We start from the raw sequence: 18,774 nt of genomic DNA on the forward strand, positions 1-18,774 counted from the left end.
TAAAATCTCTACTTCAATTACGAAGAAGCGTTCTCAACAGCAGGTGTACCCTGAATTGTTGTGGAAGAACTAGCAACTTCAGAAGCAGCAGCGGCTTCTTCTCCTGCAAGTTCTTGTTCTTTGATCGCAGATTGAATTAAGAATAGCTTATTAAGTTTTGTAGCTGAGACTAACCATACAGCAATAATCAAGAAGAGAGCTATTGCTAGGTAAGGAGTCATCGCTCCAATACTTCCACAAACCACTAGAAGACTTTGTTGGATTAAAGAACCGCCGGATTTTCCGAAACGAGCAGCAACTACGTCAATAGCAGCTTTTCCTTTAACTTTTTGTTCTTGATCCAATGGAATGTAGGCCATTTCTTTTGTTGCATCGAAGAGGGCGTATTTCGTGGATTTAGATAGAATGTTTTGGATAGCCCCAACCATAACAGCAAGCATTAATGGTGTGGTTCCTAACGTAGCTACGATTCCAGAAGCCTGATCTCTGAAGATAACTAGAGCGAAGAAAAGAACGCCTGTTAACAATACCATAACTGGAGTTACGAGAGCTCCTGTTAACCAACCGAATTTACGGATAACGTTACCACCGACAAATAACATCACGATAACGGATACAACCCCGGTCCAGAATGAGAAGTTACCCATAAACTGGCTATATTCGTTAGCATTTGGGTATTGCATTTTCAATTGGCTCTTCCAGGTAACTTCTACGAGGTTAATACAAACGCCGTAGCAAATAACAAGAAGGGCTAGTAATAACATGTAAGGAGATCTTGCTAAATAAGCAAAGCTTTCCTTCATGCTCATTTTTGGCTTGGATTTCTTGGATTTGTTCAATTCTTTAGGATCATAGAATCTAGGATCTGTAAGAACGCACTTATTCATCCACCAGTAGCATAGAATAATTACGCCGCCGGAAAGAATAACCATACTCATTAAGAGGTAAAGGGAAAGTCCCCAAGGATCTGTATTTCCTGTAGCGCTAGCACGTAGCTTAGAAGCCCAGATAATAGAACGTCCGGAAGCTAGTAAAGCGATGTTAGCACCAACTCCGAATAAAGCGTAGAAACGTTTAGCTTCGCTAATTTTGGTAATTTCATTAGCAAAACCCCAGAACATTAAGGAGAGCATAACGCTTCCCCATAGCTCAGAAAGCACGTAAAACGCTGCAAAGGTCCAGTTTCTTAGCATAGCTACACAACCCATCAACCCCTGAGGAAGGATGGTCTGTAATTTATCGGCAAAATCCGTTGGGTGTAGGATGTGACGGAATGGATAAATCACTGTAGGGAATAAAGCGAAGAATAAAAGAAATGGGGTGATGACTGTGTAGAAGAGGGCTGGCTTGCTTAAAATATTGCTTAGCTTGGCATAGATAAGCATGAAGACAACAGCACAGGGAACGACAAGCCATAATTTGATGAAGGGTATAGCCTCTGCACCGGAGCCGGGAGCCGTTACGATAAGAGTGTCTTTTGTATCACGCAATACGGTGTAGTTAAACGCAATACAGAAGAACATTAGGAACATTGGCAGCACCTTTTTCAGCTCATGCATATGTATTGGCCAAAGAAAGGAGCGCAATTTTCCAAAAGGTTTTTCCGCTGTTTGTGTCATATTTACCCTCTGAAATAGCTTAGTTTTATAATTTATAAGTTATTAATAGTTTTGTCTTTAAAACAGTTAATTTTTAGTTTTTTAGTCTTCTAACATACCAATTTTTTTCTCTATTGACAAGAAAAAAGGAAGGGAGAAACCAGAAGCTCTCCTAAAGCTCTCTAGAGACTAGGGAAAAATCGGCTAAAATATTTATTTGACTTAGCCGATTGTAAGGTTTTTTTTAAACGAAAGACTGAGGAGAATCCAAGTTTGAAGAATTAGTTCTTACAGCTTCTACGTACGCATTCCATAACTCAACACTAACTATTCCGTTACGGATGGAACGAATAAGCTCTCTTTTTAAAGAAGGCAGGGGTTTTTTGGGGCTAAACCGTGCTAAGAGATCTTTGTCTCCTACTTGTCTGGCTAATTCTAGAACACGTTCTATATCAGTTTTCGTAAAGTTAATAAAGTCTCTACGTTTTTTAGACCCTCTAGGTGCTCGAGGCTTTGGATTAATGGCTCTTGGTGAATCAGATTCTAAGATAAATGTTTTTAGCATTTTTAGAAATTGTTCTGGGGCGGCACTTTTCATTTTCTTTAATGTAAAATGGTGCATGTAACCACCACTGGGTCCTGGAAGATAGCGACATAGATCGTTTTCCTTATCCCCGCAGACCTTTCTAATAGCTTTTGAGATCAGTTTTTCTATTTCTTCATTTATATTCGACTGTTCTACGGCCATGAAACCCACCTTTATAACTTGCTAAATCTTCGTAAAAATTAATCGACGCGCTTTATAAATTTTATAAGAAAGAATTTGGCATACTTTCAATTTAACGTTTAGAAAAATAAAATTAAAGTTCTGTTTATTTAGAGACGTAATTTATGTTGGATTTTGCTTTTTTTCGCAATGTTATTTTCCAGGAAAAGATCGTTCTGTTTCATAAATAACTTTGAAACAATCATAAGGATAAGAAGTCTTTAGCTGTAACATTTATTGCTTTATAATTAAAAGCCTTTTGATTGTCATGAAACTTGTTTTTTTTGTTTCATTTATAAGCGTGAAAATGTGAAGTGCACCTTTCTGCTTTATTTTCATTATTTCCTTGTTTATTAGTTCCTGGACTAGGTTTTCTAATAAATAACGGGATTTTTTTCTCTCTTTTTTATATACTTTACGGCTTCCATTATTTTGATTTTTATTAGTTTCTTGTCCCTAAATGGAGGCGTATGTCGTCAGCACGTCTATTCAAAAGAGTAAAACTTTCAATCTGCTTATTTTTAGTTTTTCTTGTTTCCGGATGTTCTTCTTCTAAGGTGCACAATAGTGATAATAAAGCCTGTGTATTATCTATGAATCGGATGATACACGATTGTGTGTCTAGAATTATAGGAGATACACTGTGTTCAATAGTTCTTATTGATGGCGCTATAGATCCCCATGCTTATGAGATGGTCAAAGGTGATGAGGATAAAATGGCAATGAGTAGGCTCATCTTCTGTAATGGTCTTGGTTTGGAGCACACAGCAAGCTTACGTAAGCATTTAGAGGGAAATTCTAAGACTGTGAGTATCGGAGAACGATTAATAGCTCGTAAAGTGTTTTCCCCTATAGAAGAAGATGGATTCTATGACCCGCATATTTGGACAGATATGAGTATCTGGACAGAAGCGGCTAAAGAGATAACTACAGCTTTAATTGCTGAATTTCCAGAATATGAAGAACAATTTGCCGCTAATTCCAAGGAATTAATAGAAGAAATGCATGTGTTGGATAGCTGGGCACAAAGATGTCTATCTACAATCCCTAAAGAATCTAGATATTTAGTTTCTGGTCACAATGCTTTTAGTTATTTTACAAGACGGTATTTAGCAACTCCAGAAGAGGTGCAGGCGAATGTTTGGAATAAGAGGTGTATGTCTCCTGAAGGGATATCTCCTGAAGCTCAGATTAGCATTCGCGATATCATGCTTGTCGTAGACTATATCCACGAACATAATGTTCATGTTATATTCCCTGAAGATACCCTAAATCAAGATGCTCTTAAAAAAATTGCTTCGTGTTTGAAAAAGGAGCATAATATCCGATTGTCAGCTCGTCCTTTATATAGTGATAATGTTAAACATGATTACTTTAATACATTTAAGCATAATGTGAGCACAATCACTGAAGAGCTCGGAGGAACTGTTTCTTGAATAGACAAAATGAAATTGCTTGGTCAGTACATGATTTATGCGTGAACTATGATCATTCCGATGTTTTATGCCATGTTTCCTTTTCTTTAAGAAAAGGATCTTTAACAGCAGTTTTAGGGCCGAATGGTGCAGGGAAGAGTACTCTTTTAAAAACCTCGCTCGGATTAATACGACCTTCGGCGGGCCATACTTTGTTTTTTGGAAATAAGTTTAAAAAAGTGCATCAACGTGTTGCTTATATGCCACAAAGAGCTAGTGTGGATTGGGATTTTCCCATGACAGTTTTAGATCTTGTTCTCATGGGGTGCTACGGCTACAAAGGAATGTGGGGAAGAATAACGGCTGATGATCGCGAGGAAGCCTTCAATATTTTAGAGCGCGTAGGTCTATCTGATTTGGCAAATAGACAAATAGGAAAGCTCTCTGGAGGACAACAACAGAGAGCTTTCCTTGCTCGAGCTCTTATGCAAAAAGCTGATCTATATCTTATGGATGAATTGTTTTCTGCTATAGATATGGCTTCATATCAGACTGTTGTAGAGGTATTGCGGGATTTGCAGGAGCAAGGAAGGACTATTGTTGTTGTGCATCATGATCTGAGTCATGTGCGCCAACTATTTGATCACATTATTTTATTGAATAAGCATCTCATTTGTTCTGGACCGGTTGATGAATGTTTAACAAGCAAAAACATTTTCCAAGCCTATGGTTGTGAGTTGGAGCTCTTAGACCGCACTCTTAAATTATCCCGAGGGAAGCAACAAGGAGCGTATTAAATGCTCGATTGTGCTTTTATTGGTTCTGTTTTTTTATCAAGCTTTCTAGCTGTTACTTTAATTTGTATGACAACGGCTTTATGGGGGACTTTGCTTCTCGTAGGCCGACAGCCTCTTTTGAGCGAGAGTCTTTCTCACGCTTCTTATCCAGGATTGCTTCTGGGAGCTTTGTTAACCTACAAAGTCTCTTTCTTCACAGATTCTATTATTTTGATTATTGTTTTTGGCTGTCTTGCAGCAATTTCTGGCTACGGAATTATAGTATTTTTAGAAAGAGTGTTAAGGGTTCATAAGGACGCTTCTTTGTGTTTCGTTCTTGTTGTTTTTTTTGGTGTAGGGGTTATTTTAGCAAGCTATGTGAAAGATTGCTGTCCTTTACTATATAATCGCATCAATGCGTATTTATACGGCCAAGCAGCTACTTTAGGTTATGCAGAGGCGAAACTTGCAGTCTTTGTTTTCCTTATCTCTTTAGCAACTTTGTGGTGGTGGTATCGTCAAATTGTCATAACAATCTTTGATAAAGATTACGCGTCAACTTGTGGATTGAGTACGCGTATCTCTGGAAGTATTGTTCTTATATTTATTTCCTTAGTGATTGTAAGTGGAGTGCGTTCGGTAGGTGTCGTATTGATATCTTCAATGTTTGTTGCGCCTTCTTTAGCAGCCCGTCAGTTGTCTGATAAGTTAAATGTTATTTTCCTTCTTTCATGTTTGTTTGGAGGGATTTGCGGAGCTCTCGGCAGCTATATTTCAGTAGCTTTTAGTTGTTCTGTTTCTGGACATGGAGGGGTAATTACTTTGCCTACAGGTCCTCTCGTTGTTGTTATATCTGGTTGTTTAGCTTTCCTTTGCTTAATGTTTTCGCCAAAATCGGGATGGGTAATACGCTATATACGTAAAAAACATTTTTCATTTTCCAAGAATCAAGAACATTTACTGAAGGTGTTCTGGTATTTACTAGAGGATCAATTACCCGAAGTAGGGGCACGAGATTTTGTTTGCTCTCGTAAGTATCAGGAATATTTTGGCCCCAAGCCCTTCCCTAGGTTTAGAATCCGTCTTCTCGAATTACAGGGGTTTTTAAAGCATAGAGATTGTCGCTGGAGTCTTAGTGAGAAAGGAAAAATCGAAGCGAAAAGGTTAGTTCGAGCTCACAGATTATGGGAATGTTATCTCGTCCATTCTTTAGAATTTAAAGAAGAAAATGTTCATGTTTTTGCAGAAGAGATGGAGCATGTTCTAACGGATGAGTTGGATTACGCAATTACGGAAATGTTAGATAATCCGCATTATGATCCACATGATAAATTAATCCCAGAAAAGCCAAATAAGAAGGAGGAACTATGATAGGAGCCTTTTCCCCGTATCATGGGGTATCCTTTATCCAATTTTTCATCGTCTTTTTCTCGAGAGTTTTTTCTGGAGAGCTTTTTCGAGGACACTTGTTTATCGATGATATTCAAGTTATCGTATTCTTAGCTATTGCTCTTACTGGAGCTTTTGTGGGGAGCTTCTTAGTTTTGAAAAAGATGGCTATGTATGCCAATGCAGTTTCTCATACGGTATTATTTGGCTTAGTGAGTATTTGTTTATTTACCCATCAGTTAACATCATTATCTTTAGGAGCCCTTACCCTGGCCTCCATATCAACCGCTTTACTTACAGGTTTTCTTATTCATTTTATAAGAAATATCTTTCGTGTTCCTGAAGAAGCTAGCACAGCTTTGGTGTTCTCTTTATTATTTTCTATGAGTTTACTTTTTCTAGTATTTCTCACGCGCAATGCTCACATAGGAACTGAACTTATCTTAGGTAATGCAGATTCATTAACTCGTGGCGATATTTTGCCCGTGTATACCATCCTTTTGCTTAATCTATTCGTTTCTTTAATTGGTTTTCGTAGTTTTGTTTGTGTTTCTTTTGATTCAGTATTCTCTTTTTCTTTAGGGATCCCTGTAAAAATCATCGATTACTTAATTATTTTGCAATTGTCAGCAAGCTTAGTAGGAGCATTCAGGGCTGTTGGAGTTTTAATGGCCTTAGCTTTCTTATTAATTCCTGGGCTTATTGCTAAAGTGTTTGTTGTTTCTGTAAGGGGAATGCTTTTTTGGTCTTTGATTTTCGGGTCTCTTACTGCATTAATCGCTCCTGCATGTTCTAGAGCAATTTTAACATCGTATGATGTGGGGTTATCAACTTCTGGTATTTCAGTTTTTATATTAATGTTTTTTTATATTTTCGTTTCTTTATTCCATTATGGTAAGAAATTAGCCTATAGAAGACTTTATTCAAAAAATAGCCCAAATACAGAATTGACAACTCTCTAATCTAAGAGTTATGATTTTTTAATTTGTTAAGGTTTACTATTTGAAACATTTAGCCATTTTAGGATCTACTGGAAGTATAGGGCAGCAGACTTTAAAAATTATCCGGTCTTTGCCTCATTTATTCAAGGTTGTCGCTCTTGCTTCATACGGTAATAATAAGGATGTATTTTTCGAACAAATTCGAGAGTTTTCTCCTTCTATAGTTTCCGTATACGATGAACAATCTTATTTTGAGATTTCTAAAGAGTTTCCTAATATCGAGGTATTCCTAGGTGAAGAAGGCTTGTTAGCAGCTGCTACGGCTGGGGAAGTCGATACTATTGTTGCTGCATCTTCAGGCGTTGTCGCTCTGCCAGCAATTATAGAAGCAATGAAATTAGGGAAAACCCTAGCACTAGCAAATAAAGAAGTCTTAGTTTCTGCAGGTGAGATTATCAAAGAGATTGCTAAGCAATACCAAACGAGAATTTTGCCCATAGATAGTGAACATAATGCCTTGTATCAATGTTTAGAGGGAAAGAATACTTCTGAAGTAAAAAAGTTAGTATTAACTGCTTCTGGAGGTCCTTTATTATACAAGTCTAAAGAAGATTTGAGCCGTGTGACTATTCGAGATGTCTTGAAGCATCCTATATGGAATATGGGTGCCAAAATTACCGTGGACTCTTCGACATTGGTAAACAAAGGCTTAGAGATAATAGAAGCTTACTGGTTATTCGGATTGGAGAACGCAGAGATAGATGCTGTAGTTCATCCTCAAAGTTTAATCCATGGTATGGTAGAATTTCAGGACGGAACGGTGCTTTCTGTAATGAATCCTCCCAGCATGCTCTTTCCTATACAACATGCATTAACCGCTCCGAAACGGTATCCAGCGCCTCATAAAGGGATAGATTTTTCTGTAAAACAAACATTAGAATTTTTTCCTGTAGATGAAGAACGTTTCCCAAGTATTGGTTTGGCTAGACAGGTATTAAGAGAGAAAGGATCCTCAGGACCATTTCTTAATGCCGCTAACGAAGTCTTAGTTCAAAGATTTTTAACAGAAGAAATTGCTTGGTGCGATATTCTAGATAAGTTAACAAGACTTATGGAAAATTATAGAGTTTCTTCATGCTCTTCATTAGACGATGTCTTTGCAGTTGATAAAGAAGCTCGAGCCCTTGCTCAAGAGATATAACCCGGTACGTATATGACAATAATATATTTTATTCTTGCAGCCCTTGCTTTGGGGGTTTTGGTATTGATCCATGAATTGGGTCATTTACTAGCAGCCAAGTCTGTAGGTATGACTGTTGAGAGTTTTAGTATTGGTTTTGGTCCGGCTTTATATAAAAAGAAGATTAGAAATATAGAATATCGTGTGGGTGTTTTCCCTTTTGGGGGTTATGTTCGTATCAAGGGTATGGACAAAAGAGAAAAGGGTATGGCTGCTGACCCAGACTCTGTTTATGATATACCTCAAGGTTTTTTCAGCAAATCCCCATGGAAAAGAATTATTGTTCTTGCTGCAGGTCCTGTGGCTAACATCTTATTAGCTTTTGTAGCTTTTGGTGCCTTACATATCTCTGGAGGAAGAAGTAAAGCTTATTCTGAGTATTCCCGTATTGTTGGATGGGCAAATCCTATTTTAAAAGAGAAAGGTTTAAACCTTGGAGATGAGATTATCACTTGCAACGGCAAGCCTTATTATTCGGATAAAGATGCTATTACCTCGGCTTTATTAGATAAGCATCTATCATTGAATGGAGTACATCCTGCGTATCTTTCAAAAACTTCTAGTGAATTTTCTTTGGATGCAGAATTCAATGTGAATAAAAATGGTATCCCTCTTGCTGGAGCCAGCTATCTTTTATATCGTTCTCAAGAGCCTATTTCCAAAGAATCTCCTATGTATTCAGCGGATATATTACCAGGTGATCGGCTAGTATGGATGGATGGGCAAATCCTATTTTCTCCGATGCAAGTTTCACAGATGCTTAATGAAGCCTATGCTTTTGTTAAGGTTGCTCGTTATGATCAGGAACTATCATTACGCATTCCTAGAATGTTAGCGAGTACGTTGTATCTATCTCCTTACGTAAGGAATGAACTTATTGACAACCAATATGAAGCTGGCATTAAAGGTAAGTGGTCTTCTTTATATACTCTACCTTATGTGATCAATAGTTATGGTTACGTAGAAGGTGAGCTACAGCCTATAGATCCAGAATCTCCGTTTCCTCCTATGGAAGAGAAGTTGGAGTTGGGAGATCGTATTATAGCTATAGATGGTACTCCTGTTAGTGGAAGTACGGACATCTTGCGTTTGGTTCAGGACCATAAGGTATCTATAATTGTTCAAAAAATGGCTTCAGAGCAGTTAGAAGAGGTCGATTCTTCACTTGCTGATGAGAGGTTTATCCGTTCTTATAATGCTAAGGATCTATTAGCGATTATTAATTCCATAGGAAGTACTCAAGGAGTACGAGAGTCAGGTCAGTATCGCTTGCTGCCTCCTGTTCAGCCTAAACCTTGGATAAGTATTTATTCTGATGATCTTTTAAATAAACGTCGTGAAATGGCGAAAAAAATTAAGAATCAGGACCAACAGCGTTATTATCTAGATAGAATAGAAGTAGAAAAACAAAAGCTATCTTTAGGGATCCCTTTGAAGGATATGACTGTAAAGTATAATCCTAGTCCAGATACTTTAATCATCAATATTTCTAAAGATAGTCTACGTACTATGAAAGCTCTAGTCGTAGGGCGACTGAATCCTCAGTGGTTATCAGGACCCGTAGGGATTGTCCATATGCTACATAAAGGATGGTCATTAGGAATTTCAGAAGCGCTATTTTGGATTGGGTTGGTAAGTATCAATTTAGCTGTTTTAAATCTTCTTCCTATTCCTGTATTGGACGGAGGCTATATTGTACTGTGCCTTTGGGAAATGATTTCAAGGCGTCGTTTGAATATGAAGCTTGTTGAGAAGATGTTGATACCATTTTCTCTGTTATTGATAGCCTTCTTTATTTTCCTAACGTTTCAGGATTTGTTCCGCTTTTTTGTTGCGAGTTAGGTTTCCAGGTTTTTGGAAAACCATAGAGATTGTAAGGATGAGAGCCAAAACAATGGATAACATAGATATCCTTGTTTTTGCTCGTATTTAGTCTAGAGCTCTTTTGTTTATTTTCCTTTACTTTTTGCTCTATTTCTTCAGGGACTTGTTCTATAGCTGCGGTTTTATTTCCGTGTTTTAAAAACTCCCTCATAAGGAAAATAGATTTCTTGTTTGCAATGATATAGGTGTGATTGGTATTGATCACGTACCCTTTGTGAGGAGTGTCTAGGCGAGTCTCAAATGTGCATACCTTTCCGTCATTTTCGCTTTCTAAACGGAAGGGGAGAAACTTACTGCGTTTATTTCCACTGAGTATAAGAACATCTACTGTAGAAGGCAGTTTGCCAACATCTAGCATTTTTCTTGGGCAATAGGTGAGCAATTGTCTGCCTAATTTACCTCCGAAAACGAATTGTACAAGCGCTAAAGATCTATAACGTCTTGCTAATGTAGATCCTGCATTTGGAGGAGCCATAAGTATAGCTTTACCACATTTTGCTTCTTGAGGGCAGTCAGGTTTTGCCAAGGCCACACGAACAATAACACCTCCTATAGAATGTGTTACGAAATTGATGGGGACACCAGGCTTTAACTCCGCGATCTTTTTGATGAGTTTAACAAGATGATCCGCATGTCTCTCTAATGTAAATTTGCGAGTTTCATAGTTCCAGATAAATACGTCGTAATTTTCTTTCTCTAAGACATTACCGATAGGTTTTAATGACCTGTAAGATCTTAAAAATGCGTGAACGCAGATTACAGATTCTTTTTGCTGCGATGTTTCCTTAATCCCATCAATTCCGGAAGGAAGAGTTTGAATTATAGAAGTATCCGCTAAAAGGGACGTTCCAGATATTAAGAAGAGTAAAATTAATAAGAATTTATTCATTTGCACACCGATATAATTATTTTAATAAGTTTTTTATTAAAAACCAGCGTGTTTAATTAACTTATTTTAAAAATAATTAATCTGTTAATTATGAGGTAATACAAATTACTAATTAACAATTAAATGTGAATGAATTGATATTTGAGCTTGATTAACTGAAAAGATCTTACTAGTTTCAGATAATGATTGATGAGGGATGTTTGTAGAGGTCATTAAAGTTTGCCCTAGAGTAGGAGCAAGGTCGAGTAGTTGTGAGATTCTATGATTGTCCAATCCCGCATGAATGTCATCCATACAGAATAAGGGACATGCGTTATAGATGTTTTTTATATAAAGACATTCTGCGAGTCTAAGGATGGCAAGCAAACTGTGTTTTTGACCTTCACTAGAAAATTGTGCTACAGAAAGGTCATTAATCATTAAAGTAAAGTCCTCACGATGGGGGCCTACGGATGTTGTCCCTAATTCTAAATCACGATGTAGTGCTGTTGTTAGCTGTTTACGAAGTTCTTCAATAATAGCTTCTTGGGAAAGATTCCCTTGTTTAATTAGTGAGCTTTTAAATTTAATGCGTAGTTGTTCTGATAAAGAATTACTCCATAATTCTTGAACTAATTGATTTAATTGTTCGCAGCAAAAATACCGGCTTACTGTGAGATAAGCACCTAGAGTGGCAAGTTGTTCATCCCAAACCGATAACGTAGACGTCTGTTTAGTTTTAAGTAGGGTATTTCTTTGTAATAACGCTCGGTGATAATAAGACAATGTGTGTTTATATTGAGGATCGCATTGAGATAGAAGTAGATTAAGAAATAGCCTGCGATCTGCAGGAGCTCCAGAAATTAAAGAACGATCTTTGGAAGAAAATAGAACGATAGGCACCATACCTATCAATTGCGATAGGGTTTTTATAGGGGAGTGATCACAAAGAATTTTTTTCCCCTGCTTATCTACGTAGGTAGATAGTGTATGACAAAACCCGTCTTTTTCAAAGGTCATCTCCAAAAAGAAATGAGAAGACCCAAAAAAAATAGCCTCTGTGAGATGTGTAGTACGAAAAGACCTACCTAAAGATAGAACATAGAGGGCCTCAAGAAGATTTGTTTTTCCCTGGGCATTTTCTCCAAAAATGTAGTTCATATCCGGAGATAAAGAAACTTCAGCTTCTTTATAATTTCTAAAATTTTTAAGACGCAGGGAAAGAATCTTCATTAATCATCATGCAATCTCATTGGCATAATAACGAATAGGCTACGAGTAGAATCGGTAATGATTCCAGGATTATAGGAATCTGAAATGCCTAAGCGAACTAACTCGTCTTTACTATGCTTTAAGATATCAAGGAAGAAGAAAGGATTGAAGGCAATTTCTAATAATTCTCCAGAGTAGTTTACTGCCATACTGACCTTCCCTTCACCAACTTTTGTACAGTTTGCTGTTAGGGTGAGCTCTCCGGGAGTAAAGGTAAACTTCACGGAATGCGAAGATTCATTAGTGAATAATGCTACCTGTTTTAACAAGGTAATTAACTCTTCTCTGTGAAGATCTAATTGCACACTACTTTCTGTAGAGATTACTGGAGAAAAGTCGGGGAATTCCCCAGAAAGTAATTTAGTAATTAATAATGTATTGCCACATTCTACAGCAATTTTTGCCTGATCTAAGAAGATTGTAGCTTCAGAATCTTCGGAACATAGCTTAATAATTTCTTCAACAGCTTTAATAGGAACAATATAATCGCCGATAAAGCTTTTATCTAAGGAGATTTCTGTATCCGTCTTTGCTAAGCGTTTCCCATCTGTACCTACTACAGTAACAATACCATTGGCAATTGTTAATAAAACTCCTGTAAGAACATAGCGACTTTCTTCTCGAGAAACAGCAAATGATGTGCGCTGCAACATCTCTCTGAGTTGCTCAGCAGGGAGAGTAAATCTTATAGCGTTTTGGATGTCAGGGAGCATAGGAAAGTCTTCTTTTCCCATGCTAAGTAGACGGAAACAAGAAGATCCTGAGGTGATCTTCGCCATTTCTCCAGTAGTTGCGGAGATTTCAAGATTCGCCTCTGTTAATTCCTTCACGAGTTGAAAAAATCTTTTTGAAGGGATGGAAATGGCTCCAGATTCATATACTTTTGCCTGAGCTACGCATCGGGTGCTTACAGTGAGGTCGGTAGCTGTAAAGACGAGCTCATCATTACATGTTTCGATAAGGACATGAGTGAGCACAGGGATAGGAGTATTTTGAGGAACAACGCTCTGGATTTTTTTTATAAGATTTCCTACCTCATTTCGGGATACGACGAACTTCATATTTTCCTACAACTGTAAGTCATTAAATTCAATCCTGCCCCTAAGAGAATAGGGGTCCTTGGAACCTCTTAGAAAAAGCTTCCCGGGATAAAGCAGGATATTACTATAAAGGGATTTTATGGTCTTCTAGATTTGCTAGGATTTTTCTAGGCCGCCCCCTTGCTAAGTTCAAGAAAGAAAATTGTGTTTTTTGTTATACTTCTTCCCAACTCTTTAGGTTGAGAAATGGGAAAAAATTATGTCCAGTAAGGAAATTGTTTCTAACCGCAAAGCCTTACGCAATTACGAGGTTTTGGATACTTTAGAAGCCGGAGTCGTGCTTACCGGGACCGAGATAAAATCGCTACGTGATCATGGAGGGAACCTTGGTGATGCTTACGTGGCTATTTCTAAAGGCGAGGCGTGGTTATTGAACGCCAGCATTGCTCCCTATCGTTTTGGTAATATTTATAATCATGAAGAACGAAGAAAGCGCAAGCTTCTTCTTCATAGATATGAGATTCGAAAATTAGAGGGGAGAGTAGCTCAAAAGGGTATAACAATTATTCCTCTAGGGATGTTCCTTTCTCGCGGCTATGTAAAAATTCGTCTTGGCTGCTGTCGTGGAAAGAAAGCTCATGATAAGCGACAAACGATCATAGCAAGAGAGAAGCAACGGGAAGTGGAATCTGCTATGAAGCGTTATCGTTGATAAAAGCTTCAATGTGATTTTCTTTTGCCCAGGCCAAAGCCTCTGTTTTTGTTGAAAAGGTCATGAGTACCGTAGCCATCGCATCAGCAAAAGCGCAACTCGGGTGAATAACCATTGCCGATATAATCGGGTACTCGTGCTGTTCTAAGGGCTTTCCTGTATGAGGATCTAAGATATGGGTATAGATTTTCCCATTTACAGACCATTGTTGGTAGTAGTTTCCACTTGTAGCAACCGCAGTATTTTTGAGTTCTATAATTTCGGGGGTCGCTGAGGAAGCAATACGCCATGGCCTTCCTGAGGGATGACGTCCTGAGATTTTAATTTCTCCTCCCCATTCTGCATAGCTATCAACACAAAAGTGCTGACAAGTTTCTAGTAAGCAATCAACAGCGAATCCTTTTACCGCACCACAAAGGTCGAGTTGTACATCAGAATGTTTTTTGGTAAGTGTTTGATTTGTTACATCAAGATCAATATGTTTCCATCCTGAATTTTCGTAATAAGATTTCCATACGTGTTCATTAGGAAGCGAATGTTGTTTAAGATGTAATAACCAAAGAGTTTTTAACGGTCCTAAAGTAGGATCGAATCTTCCCTTAGATATACGATAAAAACTGTCTACTTGCTTTAAGAAATCACATAATTCTTTAGATAGAGGAATAGCTACCCCTGCAGCTGCGTGATTGATTTTTGAGATTTCTGATTCTCTATTCCAATTATTATAGACCGTGTCAATGACATGAAATACTGCTTCGATTTCTTTTTTTAGCTGTTCGCTTTCTTCGTGTGACAGATATTTCCCTATGACAATGCGGTAAGGCATTGTCATTTTTTCTCCCTCCAAAGTCGTGAGCTTTGGAGTGCTACATCCATAGAGAATCCAGGAGAAGAAAATTAAGATGAGGATTTTTTGTAACTTTCCCATGTATTTTTCATCAGCATGGCCACAGTCATAGGCCCTACGCCTCCAGGGACTGGGGAAACGGCTTTGCATTTGGCAACGACATTATTGAAATCTACATCGCCAACTAACGTATACCCTTTGTCATTATTTGCAGCGACTCGTGATGTCCCGACATCAACAACAATAGCGTGAGAAGAGATCATAGTTTCTTTAATAAATAAAGGAACGCCAACAGCAGCAATGATAATATCCGCTGTTTTTAAAATCTCCGTAAGGTTTTCTGATTGGCTATGAAGTAGGGTGACTGTAGCATTCGTTGAAGGATGTTTTTGCATCAACATAGCCGCCAAAGGCTTGCCGACAATATTGCTTCTTCCCACAACTGCAACATGACGTCCATGAAGAGGAATTTCATAGTAATGCAATAACTCTATAATCCCTGCAGGTGTGCAGGGAGCAAAACCTCCCAGCTGTCCTAAGAGAAGCTTTCCCATATTAATGGGGTGAAGACCATCGACATCTTTTTCTGGAGAGATCGCTTGAATTACAGCATTGGCATCTAAATGCTTTGGTAGGGGGATTTGTACTAAAATCCCATGGATCATCGGATCATTATTGAGTCTGTCAATAAGTTTAAGGATATCAGTAAGCGTAGCGTCAGAAGATAACCTATGAGCTTTGGAGACCATGCCGAGATCTGTAGCTTTTTTTACCTTCATACCGACGTAAACTTCAGATGCCGGATCATTACCGATGAGCACTACTGCAAGACCTGGACGTGTTGAGCTATTAGAGATTTCCTGTTTGATTTTATTTAAGACCCGTTCGGCAACGGGGGCTCCTTTTAATAACATGAACGACTCCTTAAGAAGCCTCTCATCTTACGGATTCCTTGAGTTATTGTACAAGGGAGTAGGTAAATTATTCCGCTATAGATGAAGTCGATAGTAAAAGCATGTTTTGCATCCAGGAATAGGGAATGTAGGCTCCAATTAATTTTATGGTTAAAGAAGGCTAGCGTTGGATAGGAAAAATAAGAAAATACTAGGGCAAATATAGAATTAATGAGGGGGAGCGATAACCACTTATCCTTAAGAAAAATTTTATGCATTTTATAGAGAAGCGCCGACGTTGCGATATACAGAAACGAATGAATTCCAAAGAGATACGAAGAGCCTATATCGCAAAACAGACCTATGATGAGCGCATGAACCAACAGCTCTCGTTTTTGTAATCTATAAAAGTTAGCGACGAGATAAGGGGAAAAGAAAATAGGACAGAGATTAGGGGAGTATTGAGGGAGGATAAAGAAACTCAATACAGAGAGAACAAGGCACTGAAAAGATACTAACCGGTCCATGAGCAGATATTAGGATAGATTCACTAAGGTTCATATCAAGATTCGAGATTGTTGGCTCTTATTTTCTTTATTATTCTTTACAAATCATTGATAACATCTTGCTGATCAATAGTTTTATTAATTTAAATTAATTACTTTGTTTAATTAATTAACTTTTAACTAAAATTAATTAATAGGTTTTATTAGAAAGTTTTTATTTCTATGAGCGGGACAAAGAAGAAAAGAAGTAAACGGGATTTGTCTCGGGTGATTCAGAAGAAGACAGAACAGCTTCTGAACAAGCCTAAAAAATTACAAGGAAAGAAGTCTAAGTTATTTATTTCTAAAGATCAAAAGCAGCTTCGCCATCGTGCCGAGGAGTATGATAATTTAGTACGTTCCCTATTAGCTAGGAAAGATCAGGATACGAATCGTGTTTTAATTTTTAATTATCAGGACGGTTTTGTTTTCACTGATATGAATAATTTCGGAAAGTATTCCATAAAGCTATAGGTCTGAACGTTAAGAGCTAATAAAAACTTGCAGAACGGGACAAACCCGTAATAAGGTTGTGGGTAGTCTGGGCTAATTTTTGCGCTCCAGAAGCTGCCGCAATATTAAGATCTCCACAATCTTAATATTGCTGGACAGTTTGGTACGAGTACCTCATCTGGAACGACAGCGATGCACTTTCTTGCATTTACCGGCTCTTTTTCCCTCTCCTCTTATTTTTAAGTTTTTTCGCAAGGTGCCGCCACCTTGCGTTTTTTTTTGTTTTTTTCTCTTTTAAATTCTTCTTAAGTTCTTTTTTTTGAATTAATTATTTTTTATTTTAAAATTAAAACATAACTAATGGGTATTTTTTAAAAACTCTGAGAATAAATTATGGCAATTTCTGGAAATAGCAATATTTCTCCTTCAGGACCTGATAAGTGGGACCCCGCAATTATGGGGAAGCAGCCTGAGTCATTATCAGGACCTAAAGAATCTATATTTTCTGAGACACAAGAGGCTTCTTCTAGAAAACAGGAGGCTATGATCCAGTCTGGAGCCACTGCAAATTATGAAACGGATCTGCAGATTAATGAGGGAAAATACCGAAAGACTCAGGAAAAAGCCTCATCATCTCCTAAATCAAAGTTGCGTGGAAGCTTTTCCAAGGTGCGTGCGAGTATTCAGGGATTTCTCTCGGGGTTTGGTACGCGAGCCTCTAGAGTTTCTGCCCGTAAGGCAGAAGCTGGTGGAGAGGGGAGATCCATGTTGCCTAGCGATATGGAAATGGTCGGTAAGAAGGGAAACCGCATTTCCCCGGAAATGCAAGGATTTTATCTAGATGCATCGGGAATTAGCGATACCTCATCTGATGTTTCTAAGCTTTCTCTAGAGTCGTTACGTTCCACATCCTTAGGCTCACTCTCTGGATTAAGGGAAGATATCAGTGCCGCAGAAACTTCTTCTATAGCTTCATTTGGTTCATTTCAGACGGCTAGAACACCCATAACGGAATCTACAGTGACTGCTTGGACAGTAAATCGTCTAGGTGGGGAAATGATTAGCACAATCTTAGATCCCAATATAGAGACTTCTTCTTTATTACGCAGAGCATCTCTTGTAGGCAACGAGGGTATGGTAGATCTATCGGATTTAGAGAATCGTAGTCTTAGCACAGATACTCGGGCAGAAAATACTTCAAAAAATACAAAAATTATTGATTCGGGTCGCGATGCTGGAAAGCTAGAAGAGGTGGACCTAGAGGGATCGGGGATTTTAGAGACCGCGACTAAAGAAGCTGAAAAGAAAGAAAGTCGGGAAGATCTTATAAAAGATCAACTTGCCTTAGCAAAAATGATGGAGAGTTTGCTTGCTTCTGGAGCTCCTTCATCTGTTTATGTGCCTTTAGGGGCTACGTGGTCAGGAGGGAGTACAAACTTCCCAGCTCCAAAATTTTCTGGAACAGTGATACACAGTTATAATGATAAACCGCAGCATTCTCCTATAGGAATCTCTAGTAATCAAGGGCATACCAATTTTTCTTCTCCGCATATATCCGGAAATATGGTAAAAGTTTCTCCAACATTTACGGAACACAGTGAAAAACCCTACCGTTTTCCTCTGCATCCCTCTTCCGATGATCGTGTGCCAGATCTCACTGATGAGGGAGCTGTAAGCTTTTCTGCTTTGTCCGATGTGGACCCGGTATTTTCACCAGTTTCTGAAGAAAACCCAGTGCCGAGATACAATCCCTCCGCAGGGGCTATGGGATTTGATACGGTAAGTTCGGCCTATTTATTTTCTTCTCATCAGGGGATGTCTTTACTAGCCCCGCTACCTCGTTCTTTATCTGAGTATAAACACGAAGTTGAGAAGAGAAAGGGGCCTGGAGCACCTCCAGATCCCTTAATTTATCAATACCGTAACGTGGCTATAGATCCACCTTTGATTTTTAGATCCCCACAACCATTCGCTTCTTCATCGCGTCTAGGGGTTCAAGGAAAACCTGAGGCTGCTTCCGTGCACGATGATGGGGGAGGATCCGGTGGAGGATTTTCAGGACAAAATCGGGATCAAGATAACAGGCGTTTTTCTGGTGGAGATGAAAAAAGCAAATCTAAGGAGTTAGGTTAGGG

17 protein-coding genes are annotated in these 18,774 nt (G+C 38.4%); 9 read left to right on the forward strand and 8 right to left on the reverse strand.

Annotated elements, in window-relative coordinates; genetic code table 11:
* Positions 1-17: 17 nt before the first annotated feature.
* The gene (gene npt1, locus CCA_RS02190) at positions 18-1,619 is read right to left on the reverse strand and encodes an NTP/NDP exchange transporter Npt1 (RefSeq protein ID WP_011006397.1); all 1,602 of its coding nucleotides are present in this window, start codon (positions 1,617-1,619) and stop codon (positions 18-20) included.
* A gap of 223 nt (positions 1,620-1,842) precedes the next feature.
* Positions 1,843-2,346, reverse strand: coding sequence for a DNA binding protein DdbA (locus CCA_RS02195; protein ID WP_011006398.1), 504 nt, complete (start codon positions 2,344-2,346; stop codon positions 1,843-1,845).
* Between the two features lie 488 nt (positions 2,347-2,834).
* Here CCA_RS02195 and CCA_RS02200 point away from each other — a divergent pair, with 488 nt between their 5' ends.
* Genes CCA_RS02200 through CCA_RS02225 form a run of 6 tightly spaced genes read left to right on the forward strand, consistent with a single transcriptional unit; the run spans position 2,835 to position 9,967 of the window.
* Complete coding sequence (locus CCA_RS02200) at positions 2,835-3,800, forward strand: metal ABC transporter solute-binding protein, Zn/Mn family (RefSeq protein WP_011006399.1); 966 nt, start codon at positions 2,835-2,837, stop codon at positions 3,798-3,800.
* A complete protein-coding gene (locus CCA_RS02205; protein WP_011006400.1) occupies positions 3,797-4,576 on the forward strand; it encodes a metal ABC transporter ATP-binding protein in 780 nt (259 codons plus the stop codon). The genes CCA_RS02200 and CCA_RS02205 overlap by 4 nt, the downstream gene beginning before the upstream one ends.
* The gene (locus CCA_RS02210; RefSeq protein ID WP_011006401.1) at positions 4,577-5,926 is read left to right on the forward strand and encodes a metal ABC transporter permease; all 1,350 of its coding nucleotides are present in this window, start codon (positions 4,577-4,579) and stop codon (positions 5,924-5,926) included.
* On the forward strand, positions 5,923-6,906 hold the full coding sequence (locus tag CCA_RS02215) for a metal ABC transporter permease (RefSeq protein WP_011006402.1): 984 nt from the start codon (positions 5,923-5,925) through the stop codon (positions 6,904-6,906). The genes CCA_RS02210 and CCA_RS02215 overlap by 4 nt, the downstream gene beginning before the upstream one ends.
* 40 nt (positions 6,907-6,946) lie before the next feature.
* Complete coding sequence (dxr, locus tag CCA_RS02220) at positions 6,947-8,086, forward strand: 1-deoxy-D-xylulose-5-phosphate reductoisomerase (RefSeq protein ID WP_011006403.1); 1,140 nt, start codon at positions 6,947-6,949, stop codon at positions 8,084-8,086.
* A 12-nt stretch (positions 8,087-8,098) separates the two neighbouring features.
* Positions 8,099-9,967, forward strand: coding sequence for a site-2 protease family protein (locus CCA_RS02225; RefSeq protein ID WP_011006404.1), 1,869 nt, complete (start codon positions 8,099-8,101; stop codon positions 9,965-9,967).
* On the opposite strand, the gene CCA_RS02230 is transcribed toward CCA_RS02225, so the two are convergent.
* The 3 genes from CCA_RS02230 to dnaN all read right to left on the reverse strand — a co-directional run bounded on the left by CCA_RS02230 (position 9,918) and on the right by dnaN (position 13,210).
* A complete protein-coding gene (locus CCA_RS02230; RefSeq protein ID WP_011006405.1) occupies positions 9,918-10,898 on the reverse strand; it encodes an esterase/lipase family protein in 981 nt (326 codons plus the stop codon). The genes CCA_RS02225 and CCA_RS02230 overlap by 50 nt on opposite strands.
* A 108-nt stretch (positions 10,899-11,006) precedes the next feature.
* The gene (recF, locus tag CCA_RS02235) at positions 11,007-12,110 is read right to left on the reverse strand and encodes a DNA replication/repair protein RecF (RefSeq protein WP_011006406.1); all 1,104 of its coding nucleotides are present in this window, start codon (positions 12,108-12,110) and stop codon (positions 11,007-11,009) included.
* Positions 12,110-13,210 carry a DNA polymerase III subunit beta gene (gene dnaN / locus CCA_RS02240; RefSeq protein WP_011006407.1) on the reverse strand — a complete coding sequence of 367 codons (1,101 nt, stop codon included), beginning with the start codon at positions 13,208-13,210 and terminating at the stop codon, positions 12,110-12,112. Before dnaN ends, recF begins: the two co-directional genes overlap by 1 nt.
* A 238-nt stretch (positions 13,211-13,448) precedes the next feature.
* On the opposite strand from dnaN, the gene smpB reads away from it, so the two are divergent.
* A complete protein-coding gene (smpB, locus tag CCA_RS02245; protein WP_011006408.1) occupies positions 13,449-13,901 on the forward strand; it encodes an SsrA-binding protein SmpB in 453 nt (150 codons plus the stop codon).
* On the opposite strand, the gene CCA_RS02250 is transcribed toward smpB, so the two are convergent.
* Genes CCA_RS02250 through mreD form a run of 3 tightly spaced genes read right to left on the reverse strand, consistent with a single transcriptional unit; the run spans position 13,882 to position 16,168 of the window.
* Positions 13,882-14,829: an FAD:protein FMN transferase gene (locus CCA_RS02250; protein ID WP_011006409.1), complete on the reverse strand. Its 948-nt coding sequence runs from the start codon at positions 14,827-14,829 to the stop codon at positions 13,882-13,884. The two genes, smpB and CCA_RS02250, sit on opposite strands and share 20 nt — an antisense overlap.
* Positions 14,799-15,662: a bifunctional methylenetetrahydrofolate dehydrogenase/methenyltetrahydrofolate cyclohydrolase FolD gene (folD, locus tag CCA_RS02255; protein ID WP_011006410.1), complete on the reverse strand. Its 864-nt coding sequence runs from the start codon at positions 15,660-15,662 to the stop codon at positions 14,799-14,801. The genes CCA_RS02250 and folD overlap by 31 nt, the downstream gene beginning before the upstream one ends.
* Positions 15,653-16,168 carry a rod shape-determining protein MreD gene (mreD, locus tag CCA_RS02260; protein WP_011006411.1) on the reverse strand — a complete coding sequence of 172 codons (516 nt, stop codon included), beginning with the start codon at positions 16,166-16,168 and terminating at the stop codon, positions 15,653-15,655. The genes folD and mreD overlap by 10 nt, the downstream gene beginning before the upstream one ends.
* Positions 16,169-16,369: 201 nt before the next feature.
* Between mreD and ltuB the strand changes: the two genes are divergently transcribed.
* Positions 16,370-16,660: a late transcription unit protein LtuB gene (gene ltuB, locus CCA_RS02265; RefSeq protein WP_011006412.1), complete on the forward strand. Its 291-nt coding sequence runs from the start codon at positions 16,370-16,372 to the stop codon at positions 16,658-16,660.
* Between the two features lie 372 nt (positions 16,661-17,032).
* Entirely contained in the window at positions 17,033-18,772 is a 1,740-nt protein-coding gene (locus CCA_RS02270) for a hypothetical protein (protein ID WP_011006413.1), read from the forward strand.
* The last annotated feature ends 2 nt before the right edge of the window (positions 18,773-18,774 follow it).

It is taken from the genome of Chlamydia caviae GPIC (genome assembly GCF_000007605.1).
Lineage (GTDB): Bacteria > Chlamydiota > Chlamydiia > Chlamydiales > Chlamydiaceae > Chlamydia > Chlamydia caviae.